The sequence below is a fragment of the Pseudorhodoplanes sp. genome (genome assembly GCF_050250235.1).
Classification (GTDB): domain Bacteria; phylum Pseudomonadota; class Alphaproteobacteria; order Rhizobiales; family Xanthobacteraceae; genus Pseudorhodoplanes.
On the sequence record NZ_JBFWPA010000074.1, the window covers coordinates 1 to 17,178 of the forward strand.

Here is a 17,178-nt window from a genome sequence, read left to right on the forward strand (position 1 = left end):
CTGCGGCAAGTCGCATCTGCACAATCTCGAACCCGAAGATCTGGTGGCGCTGACGGTGGAGGCGGCGGCGATGGCGCGGGTGCCGCTCGCCGGCACCGACTGGATTCCGGGACAGCAACGATATTGAAGTCTTTCTCGAGCGTGATCTTGTCCGAAAACCGGTACCCACTTTTCGGGATCACGCTCTAAACGCCGGGGGAAACGGGGGCGTCATGGCAAGCTGGTCCGAAACGGCGAAGAAAAGCGGCATCAAGTATTTCCTGGTCTCGTTTGTCGATCTGTTCGGGGTGATGCGCGCGAAGCTCGTCCCCGCGGTGGCGATGGACGGCGTCGCGAAATCAGGCGCAGGCTTCGCAGGCTTCGCGGCCTGGTTCGACATGACACCGGCCGATCCCGACGTGCTGGTATTTCCCGACCAATCGACCCTGATCCAGCTGCCGTGGAAGCCGGACGTCGGCTGGGTCACCGGCGACCTCGTGATGGACGGCAAGGATGTCACGCAGAACCCGCGCCAGGTTCTGAAGCGCGTGATCGAAAAGGCCGCCGCGCAGGGCTTCGAGATGAAGACCGGCGTCGAATGCGAGTATTTCCTCATCAGCCCGGATGGCAATGCGATTTCCGACGGCGCCGATCACCAGGCGAAGCCCTGTTACGACCAGCAGGCGCTGATGCGCCGCTACGAGGTGGTCGCGGAAATCTGCGATGCGATGATCGCACTCGGCTGGAAGCCGTATCAGAACGACCATGAGGACGCCAACGGCCAGTTCGAGATGAACTGGGACTATGACTCGGCGCTGAGCACCGCCGACAAGCACGCCTTCTTCAAGTTCATGGTGAAATCGATCGCGGAGAAGCACGGTCTGCGCGCGACCTTCATGCCGAAGCCGTTCGCGAATCTGACCGGCAACGGGTGCCACGTCCATGTCTCGGCGTGGTCGAAGAGCGGCGACAACGTTTTCGCGGACGAAACGGGTGAGCTTGGAATATCGGCCCTCGGCTATCACTTCATGGGGGGCATTCTGAATGCCGCAGCGTCGCTCTGCGCAATCACCAATCCGACGGTGAACTCCTACAAGCGGATCAACGCGCCGCGCACCTTGTCGGGTGCGACCTGGTCGCCCAACACCATCAGCTATGGCGGCAACAACCGCACCCACATGATCCGCATTCCGGATTCAGGGCGGTTCGAACTGCGGCTCGCCGACGGCGCCGCCAATCCGTATCTGTTGCAGGCAGCGGTTCTCGCGGCAGGGCTCGACGGCATCGCGGGCAAGCGTGATGCCGGCAAGCGGCTCGACATCAACATGTATACGCATGGCCACACCGTCGAGGGCGTGAAGAAGCTGCCGCTGAACCTGCTTGATGCGCTGCGCAATCTCGAAGGCGCTTCACTGTTCGGCGATGCCTTTGGCAAGGACGTGGTCGCCTCGTATGTTGCGCTGAAGAAAGCGGAATGGGACGAATATTGCCGCCATCTGACCGACTGGGAGCGCCAGCAGACGCTGGATTGCTGAGGTGCCGTCATTCCGGGACGTCGCGTAGCGACGAACCCGGAATCCAGATCGGCAACCAGTGAGCAAGCGGCTCTGGATTCCCGGGCTCGCGCCTGACGGCGTGCCCCGGAATGACAATCACCTTGGATAAATGATGATCGACAGATAGGTCATCGGTGCGTCGATGAGCTCCTCCGGTCCGTGCCGGGCTGCTGCATCGAAGAACAGCGCGTCTCCCGGCTCCAGAACATAGGTCTTGTCGGCGTGGCGATAACGGACCTTGCCGGTCAGCATATAGATGAACTCAACCCCGCTGTGCCGGAAGTCGGTATAGGGCTTGGCGTTGCTCTTGAGCGTGATCAGATAGGGCTCGACCGCGATGTCCCCGGCAAGGCTGTGCCCGAGCAGGTCATAGAGATGTCCGGCCTTGGTGCCCCGCCGCTCGATTCGCACGCCGCTGCCCGCCTTGACGAAGGAGCAGTCGCGACGCTCCTCGGTCTCGGCAAACAGACGGGCGATCGGCACGTTGAGCGCCTTCGCAAGCGCCTCAAGGGTGCCGAGCGAGGGCGAGATCGTTCCATTCTCGATTTTCGAGAGCATTCCGGCTGAAATGCCGGCTGCCGCACCGAGATCGGCAACCGTCAGGTCGAGATCCTTGCGCAGCTTGCGGACCTCGATGCCGATGGTGGATTCGAGGGTCCGGGGGATATCCTGCGGCGCTCGCGATCCCGTCAGCAGGTCGTCCTTGCCTGAAGCCGGTGTCCGGCGCCGGACGCTCTTTGCTGGCCCCGATGTTTTCAAACCACAGCCTCATGCGCTCGGAGTGCGGCCGCCAGGCGACCACGGGCGCCATGTTCCCATACGACGATCCGATCCGCCAGCAAACCTGCGAAACCGCCGGTCTGGCGACCCGCGGCGGAAGCCCGCAGCCATGCCATGACGTCCGCCATGGCATACGCCACTGTCGCGGCTTTCGTGACGATCACGCCGTCGGGGGAATCCTGCGGTGCCAGTCGGTGACGCCCTGGAACGCATCAGCGATCTTCAGCAGGGTTGCCTCGCCGAACGGGCGGCCGATCAGCTGGAAGGCGCAGGGCATGCCGTTGTCCGTGAAGCCTGCAGGCACCACGATGGCCGGGAGACCGAGATAGTTGATCCCGCGCGTACAATGGGTAAGCGCACCAAGTCGCTGCGCGACTTTCGCCGGATCATCGGTCGTCGTCTCCGCAATCGAGGGGACCGCGATCGGGATCGCGGGCGTCATCGCGACATCGGCATCGCCGAAGGTCGTATCGAGATAGTCCCGGGTGATCGTCGCGCGCATCGACAGCGCCTCGCAATAGCGGGTCGCCGGAATGAACAGGCCCGGCTCGATGCGGCTGCGTACCACATCGGCATAATCGTCCCGCCGCGTCGTGAGCCACTTGCGGTGAACGGTTGCCGCCTCGACCGCCATGACCGCCTGCGCAAGACCATTCACCAGCGCCATGTCGGTGCAGCCGGTTTCCCTCGTCACCGCCCCGAGATCGCGCAGCACGGCAGCGGCGTTTGCAACGATCTCCGCGACCTCGCCGGTCACGACCTCGTCGTAATAGCCGCGGGGTATCGCAACCGAAATCCCGCGAATGTCGCCGGTCAGCGCTTCCTCATAGCGCTCGACCGGCTCGCGCGAGGAAGTTGAGTCCTGGTCATCAGGCCCGGCAATCACCGCAAGAAGCCGGGCGCAATCCCGCGCGGTCCGCGCAAGCGGACTGACGCAATCGAGCGAAAACGACAATGGCCCGACTCCCGAGCGGCTGACGCGGGTCTGCGTCGGCTTGAGACCGGTTACGCCGCACAGCGCCGCCGGATGCCGCGCCGATCCTCCCGAATCCGTCCCAAGCGCTCCATAGACCAGCCGGCCTGCGACGGCTGCTCCCGAACCGCTGGATGATCCGCCGGGCACATGATCGATATTCCAGGGATTGCGGCAATGCCCGAAATGCCGGTTGTAGCCGGTCGGGCTGTAGGCGAATTCCGACATTTGCAGCGTGCCGGCATCGATCGCGCCCGCGGCATCGAGACGCTCCAGCACCGTTGCCGTCGATCGCGCGATCTCGTCCTTGTGAATCGGAGAGCCGAGCGTGACACGCCTCCCGGAGCGGTAGAACAGGTCCTTGTGGGCGAGCGGGACGCCATGCAGAAGTCCGGTGGGGACACCCTTGCCGCGCGCCTCGTCCAGGCGGCGGGCGCGATCGAGGGCGCGCTCCGTCTCGATCGTCATGGTACAGTTATAGACCGGGCCGAGCCGGTTCAGCCGCTCGAGCGCGTGCTCGGTCACCGCGACCGACGTCACATCGCCGCGACGCAGCGCATCGGCAACCTCGACAAGCGACAGTCGTTCCAAATTCTCGCTCACGGCTTCGGCCTCAGGATCAGGCGCTCGTAATCGGCCGGCTCGTCGTCGATCGCGAGCCTGTCATTGGCGGCTTTCATGATCAGGCCGTTCAGCCCTTTGATCATTGCCGCATAGCCTTCCAGCGAAGCGGCGTCGATCGCATCATTCGCCTGATACACGGCGCTGTATTCCGACAGTTTCATCTTTGTTGCTTTCCCTCAGAGACCGGCGACGCTGCGGCGCGGTGCGCCGATTTCGGCGGTGTAGAACCACCACCAGTCTTCGGCGGAGGCTTCGGCAGCCAAAACCGCAGCGGGATCGGTTGGCATCGCCCGGGGTTCGCCGAAACGCCCTGCGGTATGGTCCATCGCCAGGAACGCCTCGCGCTGGATCGAATCGACCAGCGCCTGCTCGAGCGTCGCACCCACAAAGTCGGTGCCGTGACAGGCCTCGTGCAGGATCGGACCCTTGTCGAGAAGATCGAGGGCGGTCCGCCTTACATCGGCGTCGACCATCAGGTCGCAGCGCGGATAGACCGGCATGTCCGCGGTCCCGACTTTCAGGCCGGTGCGGCAGATGGCGTCGGGTCGCCGCCCCGACAATGCGTAGATGCGGCCATAAAGATCGTGGGTATGCACGATGGCCTCGACGTCGCGACGCTCATCGAGAATCTGCGCGTGGAACCATTTGAAGCCCGGCGGCTTCGGCCCGTTGAGCCAGTTCGCCCTGTAGTCGAGAACGCACATGTCCTCGGGGCCGATCTCGCCGAAATGCTTGGCCGCGCTGACGATCAGGCGGTCCGACTCGGGCAGCCGATGGCTCACATGTTCGAGAAAGGCGACCAGCGTGTCGCGTTCCCACAGCGCCTTGCAACTGATCGCGACCGCGCGCTTGATCGCCTCGCTGTCCTGCGCGCGCCCGTCGCAATCGGCGGCGGGATGCGGCAGCGGACCCGGATCGAGCGCGTGGAAAAACTCGACATAGTGATCCCAGCCCGCGAACTGACGCCAAAGCTTCCGGGAATCCTCCGGCTCGCACAGCTTGCCGGCCGGCAGCGCCGCGCCGACCAGATTGGCCTGCGCCAGATATTCCAGATGATACATGTTCATCAGTGCGCGCACGATATCCGCACCTGCGGTCCAGCAACCGATGCCTGGCTGATCGACCGCGGTCGCATTCGCGATCGCGGTGGCAAGCTCCGCTGCCGGCTGCGCATCGTCGGCCAGCCGCTCCGATATCCATGAGGACATTCCGTAAGCGATTTCGGCTTCCATATGGGTCAGCGGCTGGAGCCGGTATCGCGCGATGGCGGCCGCCATCGCCGTCGGCGGACTCGCAAAGATGCAGGCACCGGCTTCCTTGCTTTCCCGGTAAAGCGCGACATCGACCGCAAACTGACGCGGCAACTCGCCCCTGCCTTCGACAATCGTGCCCGACATGTCGGTCACCAGCATGTCTTCGGCGCGGATGCTTCGCGGCAGACACGCCTTGCCGAACCGCGGGGTGACGAGGATCACATCGCTTCTCGGCACCCGGATGCTCGCATGGCCCCACAGATCGATCAGCCTGTGCCGCGCCAGAACACGGCAAGCCATCGCAATATCTTCGCGGATATCGTGTCCGATCATATCGCCCGCCGCAAATTTCGCTCGCCGACCTGCTCGCTGAGGCCGCGCAGCGCGGCCGCGGAGAACGCGAAAATCTCGTCGGCGATGCTCGATATTTCCGCGCGCGAGGTGCGGTTGCGCTTCTCCGCATAGGCAAGAATCTTGCGGCCGTAACGATAATACACGCACTGGCCGAGAATGCTGATGCTGGCCGCGCGGATCTTTCGCTTCGACAACGCACCGTCGACCCAGTCGCCGACGATCCTGTCCAGCACCTTCAATTGCCGCCCGGGCAGCCGCGCCACCATTTTCTTGAATTCGCGTGTCGGATCGATCGCTTCCCACAGCATGATCTGCGACAGCAGGGTGGTCTGCTGCTCGTTCAGCAACTGCTCCATCATCACCGTGATGAACCGGCGCAAGCGCTCTTCCGGCGACAGCGGAAGCCAGCCCTCTTCGTCGATCGGAGCCGCACCCTCGCGCTGCTTCAGGCATTGGTCGATGACGGAGCGATACAGCTCGGCCTTGTCGCCGAAGTGATAATTGACCGCGGCGCCGTTGACGCGCGCTTCGCGTGCCACATCCTTCAGTGCAACCGCGCGATAGCCTTGCCTGGCAAACAGGCTGGTCGCAGCCTTCACGATGCGTTCCGGGGTATCGACGTTGTATCTGACGCGGCTCACACTTCGATTCTCAATTTGAAATTAGAATTTGACTTTCGTCAGCGGCAATTCATAGACTACCCTCTTGAGATTGCCAAGACGGCCGGCCTTGGCTTCGCACCGTAAGACAGATCGCAGTTTCGATGTTGAAGTCCCGATCCGAGATGGCAACGTCGAGTCGAAGAGGAGTTGCGCGATGACACGCCGGATGATGGTCCTCCTGTTGGCGCTGGCTCTGCCGGCCATATCGGCGGCACAGGCGCAGGAAAAATGGCCGACCCGCGCGGTGACGCTGCTGGTGCCGTTCCCGCCGGGCGGCATGGCCGACCAGAGTGCCCGCCCGCTTGCCAGTGCGCTGGAGAAGCAGCTCAAGCAGTCCGTCGTGGTGCTGAATCGCCCCGGCGCATCGGGCGCGGTCGGCATCCAGGCGGCGGCGGCGTCCAAGCCGGACGGCTATACGATCCTCGTCACGCTGGTATCCTTCAGCACCATTCCGATGGTCGACGCGATCTTCGGGCGAACGCCGGCCTATTCGGTCGATCAGTTCGAGCCGATCGCCCTGCTCGCCGCCGATCCTCCGGTGCTCGCGGTGTCGGCTTCATCGCCCTGGAAATCGGTGAAGGAACTGGTCGATGACGCCAAGAAGCGTCCGGGCGAAATCACCTATTCGCATTCCGGTCTTTACGGTCCCTCGCATGTGCCGATGGAGATTTTCCTCAATGCCGCGGGCGTCAAGATGCGGCAGGTCCCGGCGGTCGGCGGCGGGCCGGCCATGACCATGGTGCTGGGCGGCAATGCCGGCATGTGGGCGTCGCCGCCCTCCATGGCAGTCCCGCATGTGAAGTCGGACAAGCTGCGGGTACTCGCGAGCTGGGGCACCAAGCGCCATCCCGCCTTCCCGGATGCGCCGACGCTGAAGGAACTCGGCTACGATGCCGAATTCTACGTCTGGTCGGGGGTGTTCGTGCCGAAGGGCGTGCCGGACGACACCAGAAAGCAGATATCGAGCGCGATCCGCGCCGCGGTCGCATCCGACGACTTCCAGAACGCGCTGAAGAATCTCCAGGTCCCGGTCGATTTCCGCGAGGGCGAGGACTTCCGCAAGTTCATCGCGGCCGACAGCAAGATGCTGGAAAACGCGATCCGGCAGATCGGCAAGGTCGACGGAAAGTGACCGGCATACCTGCCGCGTGCCATCGCGCCGCTCAACCGGCGGCGCCGTGCCGGACCGCATGATCGGCCGGCTCACCTCGATCAGCAGCGACCGGCTGTCCGGCGCGCTGCTGTTCGCGCTGGCGCTGTTCGTCCTGTGGCAGAACCGCGCCTACCCGATCGGCAGCGTGACCGAACCCGGCGCGGGCTTCCTGCCACTCCTGCTGGCGACTGCGTTCTTGGTGGTGACCGCCCTGATCACGCTGTTCGGCGGACAGGCCGCGCGGCTGAACGATCTCGGCTGGGGCGAGGCACCACGCGCCCTGGTCATTCTCGGCGCCTGCGCCATGGCTGCCCTGATGTTCGAGCGGCTCGGTTACCGGCTCACGCTCGCGGCGCTGCTGGTATTCCTGCTGGGCGTGATCGAACGCCGGCCGATCACCGGCGTATTGCTGACCGCGGCCGGCTTTCCGCTGGTCTCCTATTTCATCTTCTTCGATCTGCTCGAGGTGCAATTGCCGCGCAGCGTCTGGGGTTTTTGATCGCCCATGCCGGACGCGCTGCAGAATCTGGCGATGGGCTTTTCGGTCGGGCTGACGCCGTCGGTCCTGATCTATGCCTTCGCCGGCTGTGTCATCGGTACGCTGGTCGGCATGCTGCCCGGCGTGGGCCCGCTCGCCGGCATCAGCCTGCTTCTACCCGTCACCTTCGGCCTCAACCCGATCGTCGGGATCATTCTGCTGTCGGGGGTCTATTACGGCGCGATGTATGGCGGGTCGACCACCTCGATCCTGATGCGCATTCCCGGCGAAGCCGCTTCGGTCATGACCTGCGTCGACGGCTACGCGATGACGCAGCAGGGCCGCGCCGGTCCCGCGCTCGCGATCGCGGCAATCGGCTCTTTCATCGCCGGCACGCTCGGCATCATCGGACTGATGTTTCTCGCGCCGATCCTGTCGGAATTCGCGCTGCGCTTCGGGCCGCCGGAATTCGCGGCACTGCTGTTGCTCGGAATTTTCCTGCTCGCCTATATGAGCACGAATTCGATGCTGAAGATGCTGGCAATGGCGATCCTGGGTCTGCTGCTCGGCATGATCGGGATCGATGCGATGACCGGCCATACCCGCTTCACCTTCGGCATCGTCGCGCTCGGCGACGGCGTCGGAATCGTCCCGGTGGCGGTGGGCCTGTTCGGACTGTCGGAAATCCTGATCACGTCCACGAAAAGCGCCGATCAAAAGCCGCGCGCGCCGAAATTCCGCGAATTGATGCCGAGCAGAAGCGACCTGCGGCAAAGTGCCGGGCCGATCGCGCGCGGCAGCGTGCTCGGTTTCCTGATCGGCATCATCCCGGGATCGGCGCATGTGATTTCGTCGTTCCTGTCCTATGGAATGGAGAAGCGGCTGTCGCGACATCCGGAGCGGTTCGGGCATGGCGCCATCGAGGGCGTCGCCGGACCGGAATCGGCCAACAATGCCGCCGCCACCGGTGCCTTCGTCCCGATGCTCGCGCTCGGGCTTCCAACCAGTCCGATCACCGCAGTGATGCTCGCGGCGCTGATCATCCATGGCATCGTGCCGGGCCCCAACCTCATTCAGGAGCAGCCGCAATTGTTCTGGGGGGTGATCGCCAGCATGTATATCGGCAATGTCGTCTTGCTGATTCTGAACCTTCCGATGATCAGCCTGTTCGTCAACCTGCTGCGCATCCCCTATGCGTATCTTTATCCCTGCATCATCTGCCTGTGCCTGGTCGGGGTCTATTGCGTGCAGAACAACATCGTCGATGTATGGGTGACGATCATTGCGGGCGCTGTCGGATACGTCCTGCGCAAGTTCGATTATGACGTGGCGCCGGTCGCCCTCGGACTGGTGCTCGCCCCGATGCTCGAATTGTCGGTCCGGCAATCGCTCGCGATGTCCGGCGGCTCCTATCAGATTTTTCTGGACCGGCCGTTCGCGCTGACCCTGTTCGGCGTGCTGCTCGTGCTGGTGGTGATGGCCTTGCTGCCCCAGCGTTTCAAGCCCTGGCAGAAAGCCGAGGACGCTGCGGGCGAAGCCGTATCGAACTGAAAGCGCCGGCCGTCTGGGCCATTCATCCTCAGGAGACGGCTACGACGCTGACGCAAACCGCATCGCGACGGACATGTCCGGTTGCCGATCCAGCGTGTCGATCTGTGCAAGCAATTGATCGGCGCGATCGGCACCCAGAACCTCGCCGGCCAGCGCCCGGAATTTGCCCTGAAGTCGCGCTCTCTGAACGCCGAGATCGGTTTCCGGCTTGCCGGAATCATGCTCGGCTTCGATCGCGCGACCGTCGGTCGCGATCAGCCGGATGCCGGTGCGGGTGATCGGGCGGATATCCGCCAGTTCGACCTCGATTTTCTCGCGCGCCCTCGCGATGTCCGGTTCACCAGCCGCGCCATCGGTAAAGCTCGACAATGCGCTGGTGTCACGCCCCAGCATCGCCAGCGCCGCAACCGTCCGCAGACTGAACTTCATGCCGAGCCCGGTATCCGGATCGGCGATGTTGCAGACACTGTTCAGCGACTGGTCGGCGGTGACCACGATGCGCTCGACCGCATCGGGCGACAGCGCATGGGAGTTCATGGTCTGCGCGATCGCGTTCGCTGCCGCATGCGTCATGTAGCAGGCGGCGTGATACTTGAAGAGATTCTGCCGCAGGAAGAAGCCGCCCGGCGGCGACGCGAAGGCTTCGGCTCCGTCGCGGGCACCGGCATGGGTCGCGGCGAATCCGTTGGCGCATTCGACCGATCCGGTCGCTGAGGTGAAACCGCGCGCTGCCAGCAGCGCCGCGAACAGCCCGTTGAAGGCGCCCTTGCCGGCATGCAGCGGCTTGCAATCGGTGCCGAACATCGACCGGATGCCGGCCGCCTGCGCCGCCGCGATGCCGATCGCGCGTTCGGTCCGGTCGGCATCGAGCCGCATCAGGTGCGAGCAGGCCGCGGCAGCCGCGAAAGTTCCGATCGTGCCGGTGCCGTGGAAGCCGCTGTCGTAATGGGTCGGCGCCATATACATGCCGATGCGGGCTCCCGCTTCATAGCCGGCGACGAAGGATTCGAGAACCTGGAGGCCGGATGATTTCCGTTTCTCGGCGAGCGCAAGCAAGGCCGGCAGAATGACGACGCTGGCATGCGCCGACATCGGCAGGCTGACGTCGTCATAGTCGAGCGCGTGCGCGGCCATGCCGTTGATCAGGGCCGCATCGAGTGCCGACGCCCGCTGGGCAAGGCCGATCAGCGTGACCGGCCCGACGCCATCGCGCCCGTCTAGCAGCTCTTCCGCAACGGCCTGCGCACCGCTTTCGCGCGTGCCGGCCAGCGTGACCGCAATGAAGTCGATGACGCATTGCTTCGCCAGTTCGACGATATCGGCGGGATATTGCTCGATCCGGCGCGCGGCCAGTTCATCGACGACAGCGCGCGTCACCGCGTCCGGGACGCCGCCCTGCGCCTGCTTCACAACCTGCAACATCTGCCTCTCCGACACGTGTCAAATGGACCCGCTGGTCCAGGTGCTAACCACAAGCGGGACTGCGCTCCCTCTCCCTAGGGAGAGGGTTGGGACGGGAGTTTAAGGCCTCTCGATCGTCCGCAACCCCTCACCCGGATCGCGCTTGCGCGCGATCCGACCACTCCCAACGGGAGAGGTGAAGTGAGTCCGTCGCGACACGCCATAACCGCACCCCTCCAGTTTCCTACATCCCGAACAATTCGGCGCGCTCCAGCGTATTCTTCAGAATGCGCAGCGAGGCGATATCGACCATCTGGCCGTCGATCTGCGCGGCGCCAAGCCCCCTGGCTTCGGCCTCCAGAAACGCATCGCGCAGCTTGCGCGCCCGCGCCACGTCTTCCGGCTTCGGCGAGAAAATCTCAAGCGCCGGCTCGATCTGCGCCGGATGGATCGCCCATTTGCCGACGAAGCCGAGCGCCAGCGCTTCGATCGCCTCGCGCTTGTAGCCCTCGATATCCTTGAAGTTCGGAAAGGGACCGTCGATCGCATCGATCTTCGCGCCACGAGCGGCCATGCAGAGCCGCGCCCGCGCATAATGCCAGATGTCGCCGGGATAGGGATTGGCGGCGCTGCCGACAAAGCCGAGATCGATCCCCATCGCGGCGGACAGGTCGCCCATGCCGAGGATCAGCGATTCCACCCGCGGGCTCGCCTGCGCGATCGCCTCGACATTCTGCACGCCCTCGACCTCCTCGATCAGCACCTCGATGCCGATCTCGCGCTCGAGCCCGATGGTGCGTTCGATCTGGCTGAGCAGCGTCGCGGCAAACTGAATGTCGAACGCCGACGTGACCTTGGTCATCATGATGGTATCGAGATGGGAGCCTGCGCCCTCCACCACCTCGATGATGTCGCGATAGGCGTATTTGGTGGTGAGATCGTTGATCCGCACGCAGCGGGTCTTGCCGGTCCAGTCAAGCTCCTTCAGCGCCAGGACGATTTGTTTGCGAGCGGCTTCCTTCGCGCTCGGTGCGACCGCGTCCTCCAGATCGAGAAACACATGGTCGGCGCGGCTCGCCGCCGCCTTGGCCATCATCTTGTCGCTTGAACCAGGCACCGAAAGCTGGACGCGGCGCGGGCGACGGGGACGCTTGGTCTGCATCGTCATGCTTCCTACTGAACGATCTTGCGGCGGCGCAGGTCCGCGATCTCGTCGGTCGCGAACCCGGCCGCGCACAGCACCTCGTCGGTATGCTGGCCGGGCAGCGCCGGACCGGACCAGACCCGGCCCGGCGTTTCCGTGAACTTGATCGGCACGCCCGCGAGCCGCACCGGCGCGGCGGTGGTCGGGTCGGTGGTTTCCACGATCATCTCGCGCATGGCGAAATGCGGATCCTGCACGATATCGGCGATGTCGTAGACCGGACCGAAGGGAATCCTGCCGCCGAATATCTCCAGCAATTCCTTCTTTGTGCGGGTGCGCGTGAAGTCCTCGACAATGGCGATGACGCGTTCGCGATTTGTCGTGCGCGATGCGTTGGTGGCGAGCGTTTCATCGGCGAGGAGATCGTCGCGGCCGATCAGCCGGCAGATCTTCTGCCACCATTCGTCGGTCGGCGCGCCGATGCTGACGAAACCGTCGGACGCCGGGAACACGCCGAACGGCGTCAGGATCGGATGCTGGTTGCCTTCCGGACCCGACACCACGCCAGCATAGCTGTTCTGGTGCACGATGCGTTCGCAGACCGACAGCACCACATCCACCATGCAGATGTCGACGAACTGTCCCTTGCCGGTCATCTTCGCGCGCAGCAAAGCGGCCAGGATGCCGGTCGCCGCAAAGGCGCCGGGGATGATGTCGCCCAGCCCCGGCCCGACCTTGATCGGCGTTTTCGCATCGGGGCCGGTGATCCCCATCAGCCCGCCCATCGCCTGCGCCACCACGTCGAAGGCCGGCCAGTCGACATACGGGCTTTCTCCAGTACGCGGATCGCCGAAGCCGCGGATCGCCGCATAGACCAGAGCCGGATGGTCCTCGGACAGCGATTCATAGGACAGGCCGAGCCGGTCCATGACGCGTGCCCGGTAGTTCTCCACGACCACATCGGCGCTGCGAACGAGGCGGCGCAGCAGCGCACGGCCTTCCTCCGCCTTCAGGTCGATGACGATGCTTTTCTTGTTGCGGTTGACCGAGGCGTGATAGCCGCCGATCCGTCGCGTCTCGTCGTCGGCGCGGAAGGGTCCGAGTCCTCGCGACGAGTCGCCCTGCGGCGGCTCGACCTTGATGACGTCGGCGCCGTGGTCCGCGAGCATCTGGGTGCAGAACGGGCCGGCCAGCATCTGGGTCAGGTCGATGATCCGGATGCCTTCCAGGGCGCCCCCTCTCCGCTCGGTCATTGGTCCCATGCCCCTATGCTGGGCGCCGCACTGGCTGCACACCCATCACCGAACCGTCGACCGGTCAAGAGAATTGTACGTACATTTGCGCACAAAGCCGTTGCGTTGCGGCGTATTGCATGCGAACAAATGTTCGGACATTCAGGAACCGGTTCGGTTCGCCGGGGCAGCAGGCATGTCGTCGCCAACCCTTTATCAGCAGATACGCCGCACTTTAACTGACGAAATCATGTCAGGACGCTACGCGGCGGGGGACAAGTTCCCTCCCGAAAATGAGTTGTGCGATCGGTTCGGCGTGAGTCGCCAGACCGTGCGCGAGGCCATCCGGGAATTGCAGTCGCGCGGCCTTCTCAAGCGGCGACGCGGCGCCGGCACCATTGTCTGCGGCCGTCAGGACCCGACCCTGTTCGTCCAGGAAATCGACACCCTCGGCCGCCTGTTCGATGCGGCGCAGGACACACGGCTGGACCGCAAGTCCGAAGGTTTGATTGTGGTGCGCGAAGGACTCGCCGACCTGCTTGGCTGCAAGTCCGGCGAAAGCTGGCTGCGCTTCGCGGGCTTGCGCTGGCATGTCAAACGCAACATCAAGCTGTGCTGGACCGAGATTTTCGTTGCAAGGAAATATGCCGACGTGCGCAGGCACGTGACCGAGCAGACCTCCGGGATATTCACGCTGCTGGAGAAACATTTCGGCGTGATGCCGACGCGGCTCGAACAGGAAATCAGCGCGGTTGCGATCGACGCCAAGCATGCCGCCGAACTGGATTGCGACGCCGGCAGTCCGGGGCTGTTCGTGCTGCGCCGCTATTTCGATCCGGCCGATGAACTGTATCAGATCGCGATCAGCCTCTATCCGGCCGACCGCTTCACCATGAAGACGCAGTTGCTGCGGCAGGCGGGCGCATGAACGGCGCAGGAGGCGATGCGGAGGCGCTGCGCGCGCGAGCCGTGCTTTGGCGCAAGGGGCATTCGTTCGAGGAATTCACGCGCGGCCGCGTCTTCGTGCATCACTGGGGCCGAACCATCACGCACGCCGACAACACGATTTTCACGACGCTGACGCTGCATTACAACCCGCGCTATTTCAATGCGGAATTCGCCCGCGCCGAGGGGCACCCGGATGTCGTGGTCTGTCCGATGCTGGTGTTCAACACGGTGTTCGGATTGAGCGTACAGGACCTGAGCGAGGCCGGAGGCATGTTCCTCGGTATCGAGGATCTGACCTTCTACGAGCCTGTCTATCCCGGCGACACGCTGACCGCGTCGAGCGAAGTGGTGGATTGCCGGGAAAGCAAGAGCGACGAGCGCCACGGCATCGTCACCTGGCATACCCGCGGATTCAACCAGCGCAAGGCGCAGGTGGTGGATTTCAGGCGGACGAATCTGGTGCGGAAAGAACGGTTTAGATGACCTACCTGACGGAAGAACGAAGGCTCATCATGGACAGCGCGCGCGAATTCGCGATGCGCGAGGTGATGCCGGTCGCCAACCGGCTCGATCCCGAGAAGGGCGACATCCCGATGGAGCTGCGGGAGAAGATGGCGGAAATGGGTTATTTCGGCATCCTGATTCCGGAGGAATATGGCGGATTGGGTCTCGGCTGCTTTGAATATTGTATTGTCGCCGAAGAGCTTTCGAAGGCGTGGATGAGTGTCGCCAGCATTATGGCGCGTGCCAACGGCCTGATCGGCATGCCGGTGATGACCGAGGAACAGCGGCGCAATTATCTTCCGCGCATGGCGCGCGGCGATTTCATCGGCTGCGTCTCAATCTCCGAACCCGATGTCGGGTCTGACGTCTCCGGCATCGCCTGCCGCGCCCGCCGCGACGGCGAGAGCTGGGTCATCAACGGCAACAAATACTGGTGCACCTTCGCCGACGGCGCCGATTTCATGATCCTGATGGCGCGTACCTCCGAGCCTTCCAATCCGAAGCGGCGTCACGAAGGCATTTCCTGCTTCATGTTCGAGAAGCCGCGCGGCCGCTTTCCGAAAGGGATGCAAGGCAATGCCATCCCGAAAATCGGCTATTTCGGCATGAAGACTTTCGAACTCGCCTTCGACGACTTCCGCATTCCTGTCGATTCCCTGATGGGCAAGGAAGGCAAGGGCTTCTATCTGATCTCGAGCGAACTCGAAAAGGCGCGCGCGCATACCGCGGCGCGCGCAATTGGCTGCGCTTCCGGCGCGCTCGATACCGCCGTCGCATACGCAAAGGAGCGCGTACAGTTCGGCAAGCCGGTCTCCGACTTCCAGGGAATCCGCTTCAAGCTTGCGAAGATGGCAACCGAAATCGAGGCCGCGCGCCAGCTCATGTATTATGTCTGCGACTGCGTCGATACCGGCCGCCGCAGCGACAAGGAAGCTTCGATGGTGAAATACCTCGCCAGCGAGATGGCGGAGCGCGTCACGTCCGATGCGTTGCAGGTGCTTGGAGGCGCCGGCTATACGCAGCTTCATCCGGTCGAGCGGTTCTGGCGCGACGCGCGGCTGACCAAGATTTTCGAGGGCACCTCGGAGATTCAGCTCCGTATTATCTCCGACCGCCTGCTCGCCTGATCCTCACCATGACCGACGCAGCCCTGACCGGATCGCACAATTACTTCGAGGATTTCACGCCCGGCCTCGTGATCCGTCACAGCCGCGGCAAAACCGTGGAGGCTCTCGAAAACCAGTTCATCACCAACCTCGTGATGAATACAGCCGATGGCCATTTCAACGAACATCTGATGAAGCAGACGCCGTTCGGCACGCGTATCGTGTTCGGCGGCGTTACCGCCTCGATCGTGATCGGTCTGGCGGCGCAGGACACCGCGGAAAACGCGATCGCAGAATTGTCGATCACCCGCCTGCGGCTGAAGCATCCGGTGGTCCACGGAGATACGCTCTACGCATTCAGCGAAGTACTGGACCGGCAGGATAGCGGCCGCCAGGATGCCGGGATCGTGCGATTCCGCCATACCGGTCTCAATCAGGATGACAAAGTGGTATTCGAGGCCGAACGGCGCGTGCTGATGAAGCGCCGCCCGGCCTAGCTCCGCGGCAGCACGACACTTTTGCCGAGGACATTGCGGTTTGTCATGTCGCGCAGCGCATCGGGCGCATGCTCCAGCGCGTAGGACTTTCCCGGCAACGGCTTCAGCAGGCCCTCGCGATAGAGGTCTAGCGCTTCGTTCAGCACCGCCCTCCCGAGTGCCGGATCGCGCTCCAACTCCGCGCCCCAGAGCGAACTCATGACCGCGATGTTCTTCACCAGGATGAGGTTCGCCGGTATCTGCTGCCAGGTGCCAGACGCGAAGCCGACGATCAGCATGCGTGCCCGCCAGCCAGCCGCGCGCATCGCTTGCATGAAGGCGTCGCCGCCGACCGGGTCGAACACCACGTCGACGCCCCTGTCGCCGGTGAACGTCATCGCCGCATCGCGTACGCTCTCCATCGTGTAATTGATGCAGCAATCGGCGCCGTGGGATGCCGCCAGCGCGATCTTGTCTGGCGTCGACGCACAGGCAATGACTCGAGCGCCCAGCGCCTTGCCGGCCTGGATCGCGGCGATCCCGACGCCGCCGGCAGCCCCGTTGATTAGCAGCGTTTCGCCTGCTTGCAATGCGCCGCGATGTTTCAGCGCAAACCATGCGGTGCCATGACCGATAATGAAGCCCGCCGCCGCCTCGAAGCTCATGTTGTTGGGAATACGATAGACCTTGTCGGCCGGCGCGACATATTCCTCGGCGAAGCCGCCACCCTGCCGCGCCGAGGCCATCACGCGGTCGCCGACCGCGCATTGGATTACGCCCTTTCCAATTTCAACCACGATACCCGCGAGTTCATGACCCGGAATGTGGGGAAGCTTCGGCTTGAATTGATACTTGCCGGCAACGATCAGCGTATCGGTGAAGTTGACCGCGCTCGCCTCGACGCGGATGCGGACTTCACCCGGTCCGGGCGCACGCGCATCGATGTCCTCGACGGCAAGAACTTCGGGTCCGCCCCATCGGTGACATCGAACCGCTTTCATGCG

The 17,178-nt window shown here is 63.7% G+C and carries 17 protein-coding genes; 8 read left to right on the top strand and 9 right to left on the bottom strand.

What is annotated here, in order from left to right:
• Positions 1-212: 212 nt before the first annotated feature.
• Entirely contained in the window at positions 213-1,514 is a 1,302-nt protein-coding gene (glnT, locus tag AB7F49_RS25340; RefSeq protein WP_428527556.1) for a type III glutamate--ammonia ligase, read from the top strand.
• Between the two features lie 117 nt (positions 1,515-1,631).
• On the opposite strand, the gene AB7F49_RS25345 is transcribed toward glnT, so the two are convergent.
• The 5 genes from AB7F49_RS25345 to AB7F49_RS25365 form a co-directional block, all read right to left on the bottom strand.
• The gene (locus tag AB7F49_RS25345; protein WP_428527558.1) at positions 1,632-2,294 is read right to left on the bottom strand and encodes a helix-turn-helix domain-containing protein; all 663 of its coding nucleotides are present in this window, start codon (positions 2,292-2,294) and stop codon (positions 1,632-1,634) included.
• A gap of 181 nt (positions 2,295-2,475) precedes the next feature.
• The gene (locus tag AB7F49_RS25350) at positions 2,476-3,891 is read right to left on the bottom strand and encodes an amidase (protein WP_428527559.1); all 1,416 of its coding nucleotides are present in this window, start codon (positions 3,889-3,891) and stop codon (positions 2,476-2,478) included.
• On the bottom strand, positions 3,888-4,073 hold the full coding sequence (locus AB7F49_RS25355; RefSeq protein WP_428527561.1) for a hypothetical protein: 186 nt from the start codon (positions 4,071-4,073) through the stop codon (positions 3,888-3,890). Before AB7F49_RS25355 ends, AB7F49_RS25350 begins: the two co-directional genes overlap by 4 nt.
• A gap of 15 nt (positions 4,074-4,088) precedes the next feature.
• The gene (locus AB7F49_RS25360; RefSeq protein ID WP_428527563.1) at positions 4,089-5,498 is read right to left on the bottom strand and encodes a class II aldolase/adducin family protein; all 1,410 of its coding nucleotides are present in this window, start codon (positions 5,496-5,498) and stop codon (positions 4,089-4,091) included.
• Complete coding sequence (locus AB7F49_RS25365) at positions 5,495-6,160, bottom strand: CerR family C-terminal domain-containing protein (RefSeq protein WP_428527565.1); 666 nt, start codon at positions 6,158-6,160, stop codon at positions 5,495-5,497. Before AB7F49_RS25365 ends, AB7F49_RS25360 begins: the two co-directional genes overlap by 4 nt.
• Before the next feature lie 175 nt (positions 6,161-6,335).
• On the opposite strand from AB7F49_RS25365, the gene AB7F49_RS25370 reads away from it, so the two are divergent.
• The 3 genes from AB7F49_RS25370 to AB7F49_RS25380 are packed head-to-tail and all read left to right on the top strand — an operon-like array spanning position 6,336 to position 9,363.
• Complete coding sequence (locus AB7F49_RS25370) at positions 6,336-7,313, top strand: tripartite tricarboxylate transporter substrate binding protein (protein ID WP_428527567.1); 978 nt, start codon at positions 6,336-6,338, stop codon at positions 7,311-7,313.
• A gap of 16 nt (positions 7,314-7,329) precedes the next feature.
• Positions 7,330-7,833: a tripartite tricarboxylate transporter TctB family protein gene (locus AB7F49_RS25375; RefSeq protein ID WP_428527569.1), complete on the top strand. Its 504-nt coding sequence runs from the start codon at positions 7,330-7,332 to the stop codon at positions 7,831-7,833.
• A gap of 6 nt (positions 7,834-7,839) precedes the next feature.
• Positions 7,840-9,363: a tripartite tricarboxylate transporter permease gene (locus tag AB7F49_RS25380; protein WP_428527570.1), complete on the top strand. Its 1,524-nt coding sequence runs from the start codon at positions 7,840-7,842 to the stop codon at positions 9,361-9,363.
• A 39-nt stretch (positions 9,364-9,402) separates the two neighbouring features.
• On the opposite strand, the gene AB7F49_RS25385 is transcribed toward AB7F49_RS25380, so the two are convergent.
• From AB7F49_RS25385 to AB7F49_RS25395, 3 genes are all read right to left on the bottom strand, one after another.
• Positions 9,403-10,785 carry an MmgE/PrpD family protein gene (locus tag AB7F49_RS25385; protein WP_428527572.1) on the bottom strand — a complete coding sequence of 461 codons (1,383 nt, stop codon included), beginning with the start codon at positions 10,783-10,785 and terminating at the stop codon, positions 9,403-9,405.
• A 223-nt stretch (positions 10,786-11,008) separates the two neighbouring features.
• Positions 11,009-11,926, bottom strand: a complete 918-nt coding sequence (locus AB7F49_RS25390; protein ID WP_428527573.1) for an HpcH/HpaI aldolase/citrate lyase family protein — start codon at positions 11,924-11,926, stop codon at positions 11,009-11,011.
• A gap of 11 nt (positions 11,927-11,937) precedes the next feature.
• Complete coding sequence (locus AB7F49_RS25395) at positions 11,938-13,161, bottom strand: CaiB/BaiF CoA transferase family protein (RefSeq protein ID WP_428527574.1); 1,224 nt, start codon at positions 13,159-13,161, stop codon at positions 11,938-11,940.
• Positions 13,162-13,336: 175 nt separating this feature from the next.
• Here AB7F49_RS25395 and AB7F49_RS25400 point away from each other — a divergent pair, with 175 nt between their 5' ends.
• The 4 genes from AB7F49_RS25400 to AB7F49_RS25415 are packed head-to-tail and all read left to right on the top strand — an operon-like array spanning position 13,337 to position 16,195.
• Complete coding sequence (locus AB7F49_RS25400; protein ID WP_428527576.1) at positions 13,337-14,068, top strand: GntR family transcriptional regulator; 732 nt, start codon at positions 13,337-13,339, stop codon at positions 14,066-14,068.
• Positions 14,065-14,571 carry a MaoC family dehydratase gene (locus AB7F49_RS25405; RefSeq protein ID WP_428527578.1) on the top strand — a complete coding sequence of 169 codons (507 nt, stop codon included), beginning with the start codon at positions 14,065-14,067 and terminating at the stop codon, positions 14,569-14,571. The genes AB7F49_RS25400 and AB7F49_RS25405 overlap by 4 nt, the downstream gene beginning before the upstream one ends.
• On the top strand, positions 14,568-15,719 hold the full coding sequence (locus AB7F49_RS25410) for an acyl-CoA dehydrogenase family protein (RefSeq protein ID WP_428527580.1): 1,152 nt from the start codon (positions 14,568-14,570) through the stop codon (positions 15,717-15,719). Before AB7F49_RS25405 ends, AB7F49_RS25410 begins: the two co-directional genes overlap by 4 nt.
• Before the next feature lie 8 nt (positions 15,720-15,727).
• Complete coding sequence (locus AB7F49_RS25415; RefSeq protein ID WP_428527582.1) at positions 15,728-16,195, top strand: MaoC family dehydratase; 468 nt, start codon at positions 15,728-15,730, stop codon at positions 16,193-16,195.
• On the opposite strand, the gene AB7F49_RS25420 is transcribed toward AB7F49_RS25415, so the two are convergent.
• Entirely contained in the window at positions 16,192-17,175 is a 984-nt protein-coding gene (locus AB7F49_RS25420; protein WP_428527584.1) for an NADPH:quinone oxidoreductase family protein, read from the bottom strand. The two genes, AB7F49_RS25415 and AB7F49_RS25420, sit on opposite strands and share 4 nt — an antisense overlap.
• Positions 17,176-17,178 lie beyond the last annotated feature (3 nt).

Excerpts from the sequence above, each read along its gene's own strand:
- AB7F49_RS25400 (WP_428527576.1), top strand. The coding sequence starts at position 13,337 with ATGTCGTCGCCAACCCTTTATCAGCAGATACGCCGCACTTTAACTGAC.
- AB7F49_RS25420 (WP_428527584.1), bottom strand. The coding sequence starts at position 17,175 with ATGAAAGCGGTTCGATGTCACCGATGGGGCGGACCCGAAGTTCTTGCC.
- AB7F49_RS25360 (WP_428527563.1), bottom strand. The coding sequence starts at position 5,498 with ATGATCGGACACGATATCCGCGAAGATATTGCGATGGCTTGCCGTGTT.
- AB7F49_RS25405 (WP_428527578.1), top strand. The coding sequence starts at position 14,065 with ATGAACGGCGCAGGAGGCGATGCGGAGGCGCTGCGCGCGCGAGCCGTG.
- AB7F49_RS25380 (WP_428527570.1), top strand. The coding sequence starts at position 7,840 with ATGCCGGACGCGCTGCAGAATCTGGCGATGGGCTTTTCGGTCGGGCTG.
- AB7F49_RS25385 (WP_428527572.1), bottom strand. The coding sequence starts at position 10,785 with ATGTTGCAGGTTGTGAAGCAGGCGCAGGGCGGCGTCCCGGACGCGGTG.
- AB7F49_RS25355 (WP_428527561.1), bottom strand. The coding sequence starts at position 4,073 with ATGAAACTGTCGGAATACAGCGCCGTGTATCAGGCGAATGATGCGATC.
- AB7F49_RS25410 (WP_428527580.1), top strand. The coding sequence starts at position 14,568 with ATGACCTACCTGACGGAAGAACGAAGGCTCATCATGGACAGCGCGCGC.
- AB7F49_RS25370 (WP_428527567.1), top strand. The coding sequence starts at position 6,336 with ATGACACGCCGGATGATGGTCCTCCTGTTGGCGCTGGCTCTGCCGGCC.
- AB7F49_RS25395 (WP_428527574.1), bottom strand. The coding sequence starts at position 13,161 with ATGACCGAGCGGAGAGGGGGCGCCCTGGAAGGCATCCGGATCATCGAC.
- AB7F49_RS25390 (WP_428527573.1), bottom strand. The coding sequence starts at position 11,926 with ATGCAGACCAAGCGTCCCCGTCGCCCGCGCCGCGTCCAGCTTTCGGTG.
- AB7F49_RS25415 (WP_428527582.1), top strand. The coding sequence starts at position 15,728 with ATGACCGACGCAGCCCTGACCGGATCGCACAATTACTTCGAGGATTTC.
- glnT (WP_428527556.1), top strand. The coding sequence starts at position 213 with ATGGCAAGCTGGTCCGAAACGGCGAAGAAAAGCGGCATCAAGTATTTC.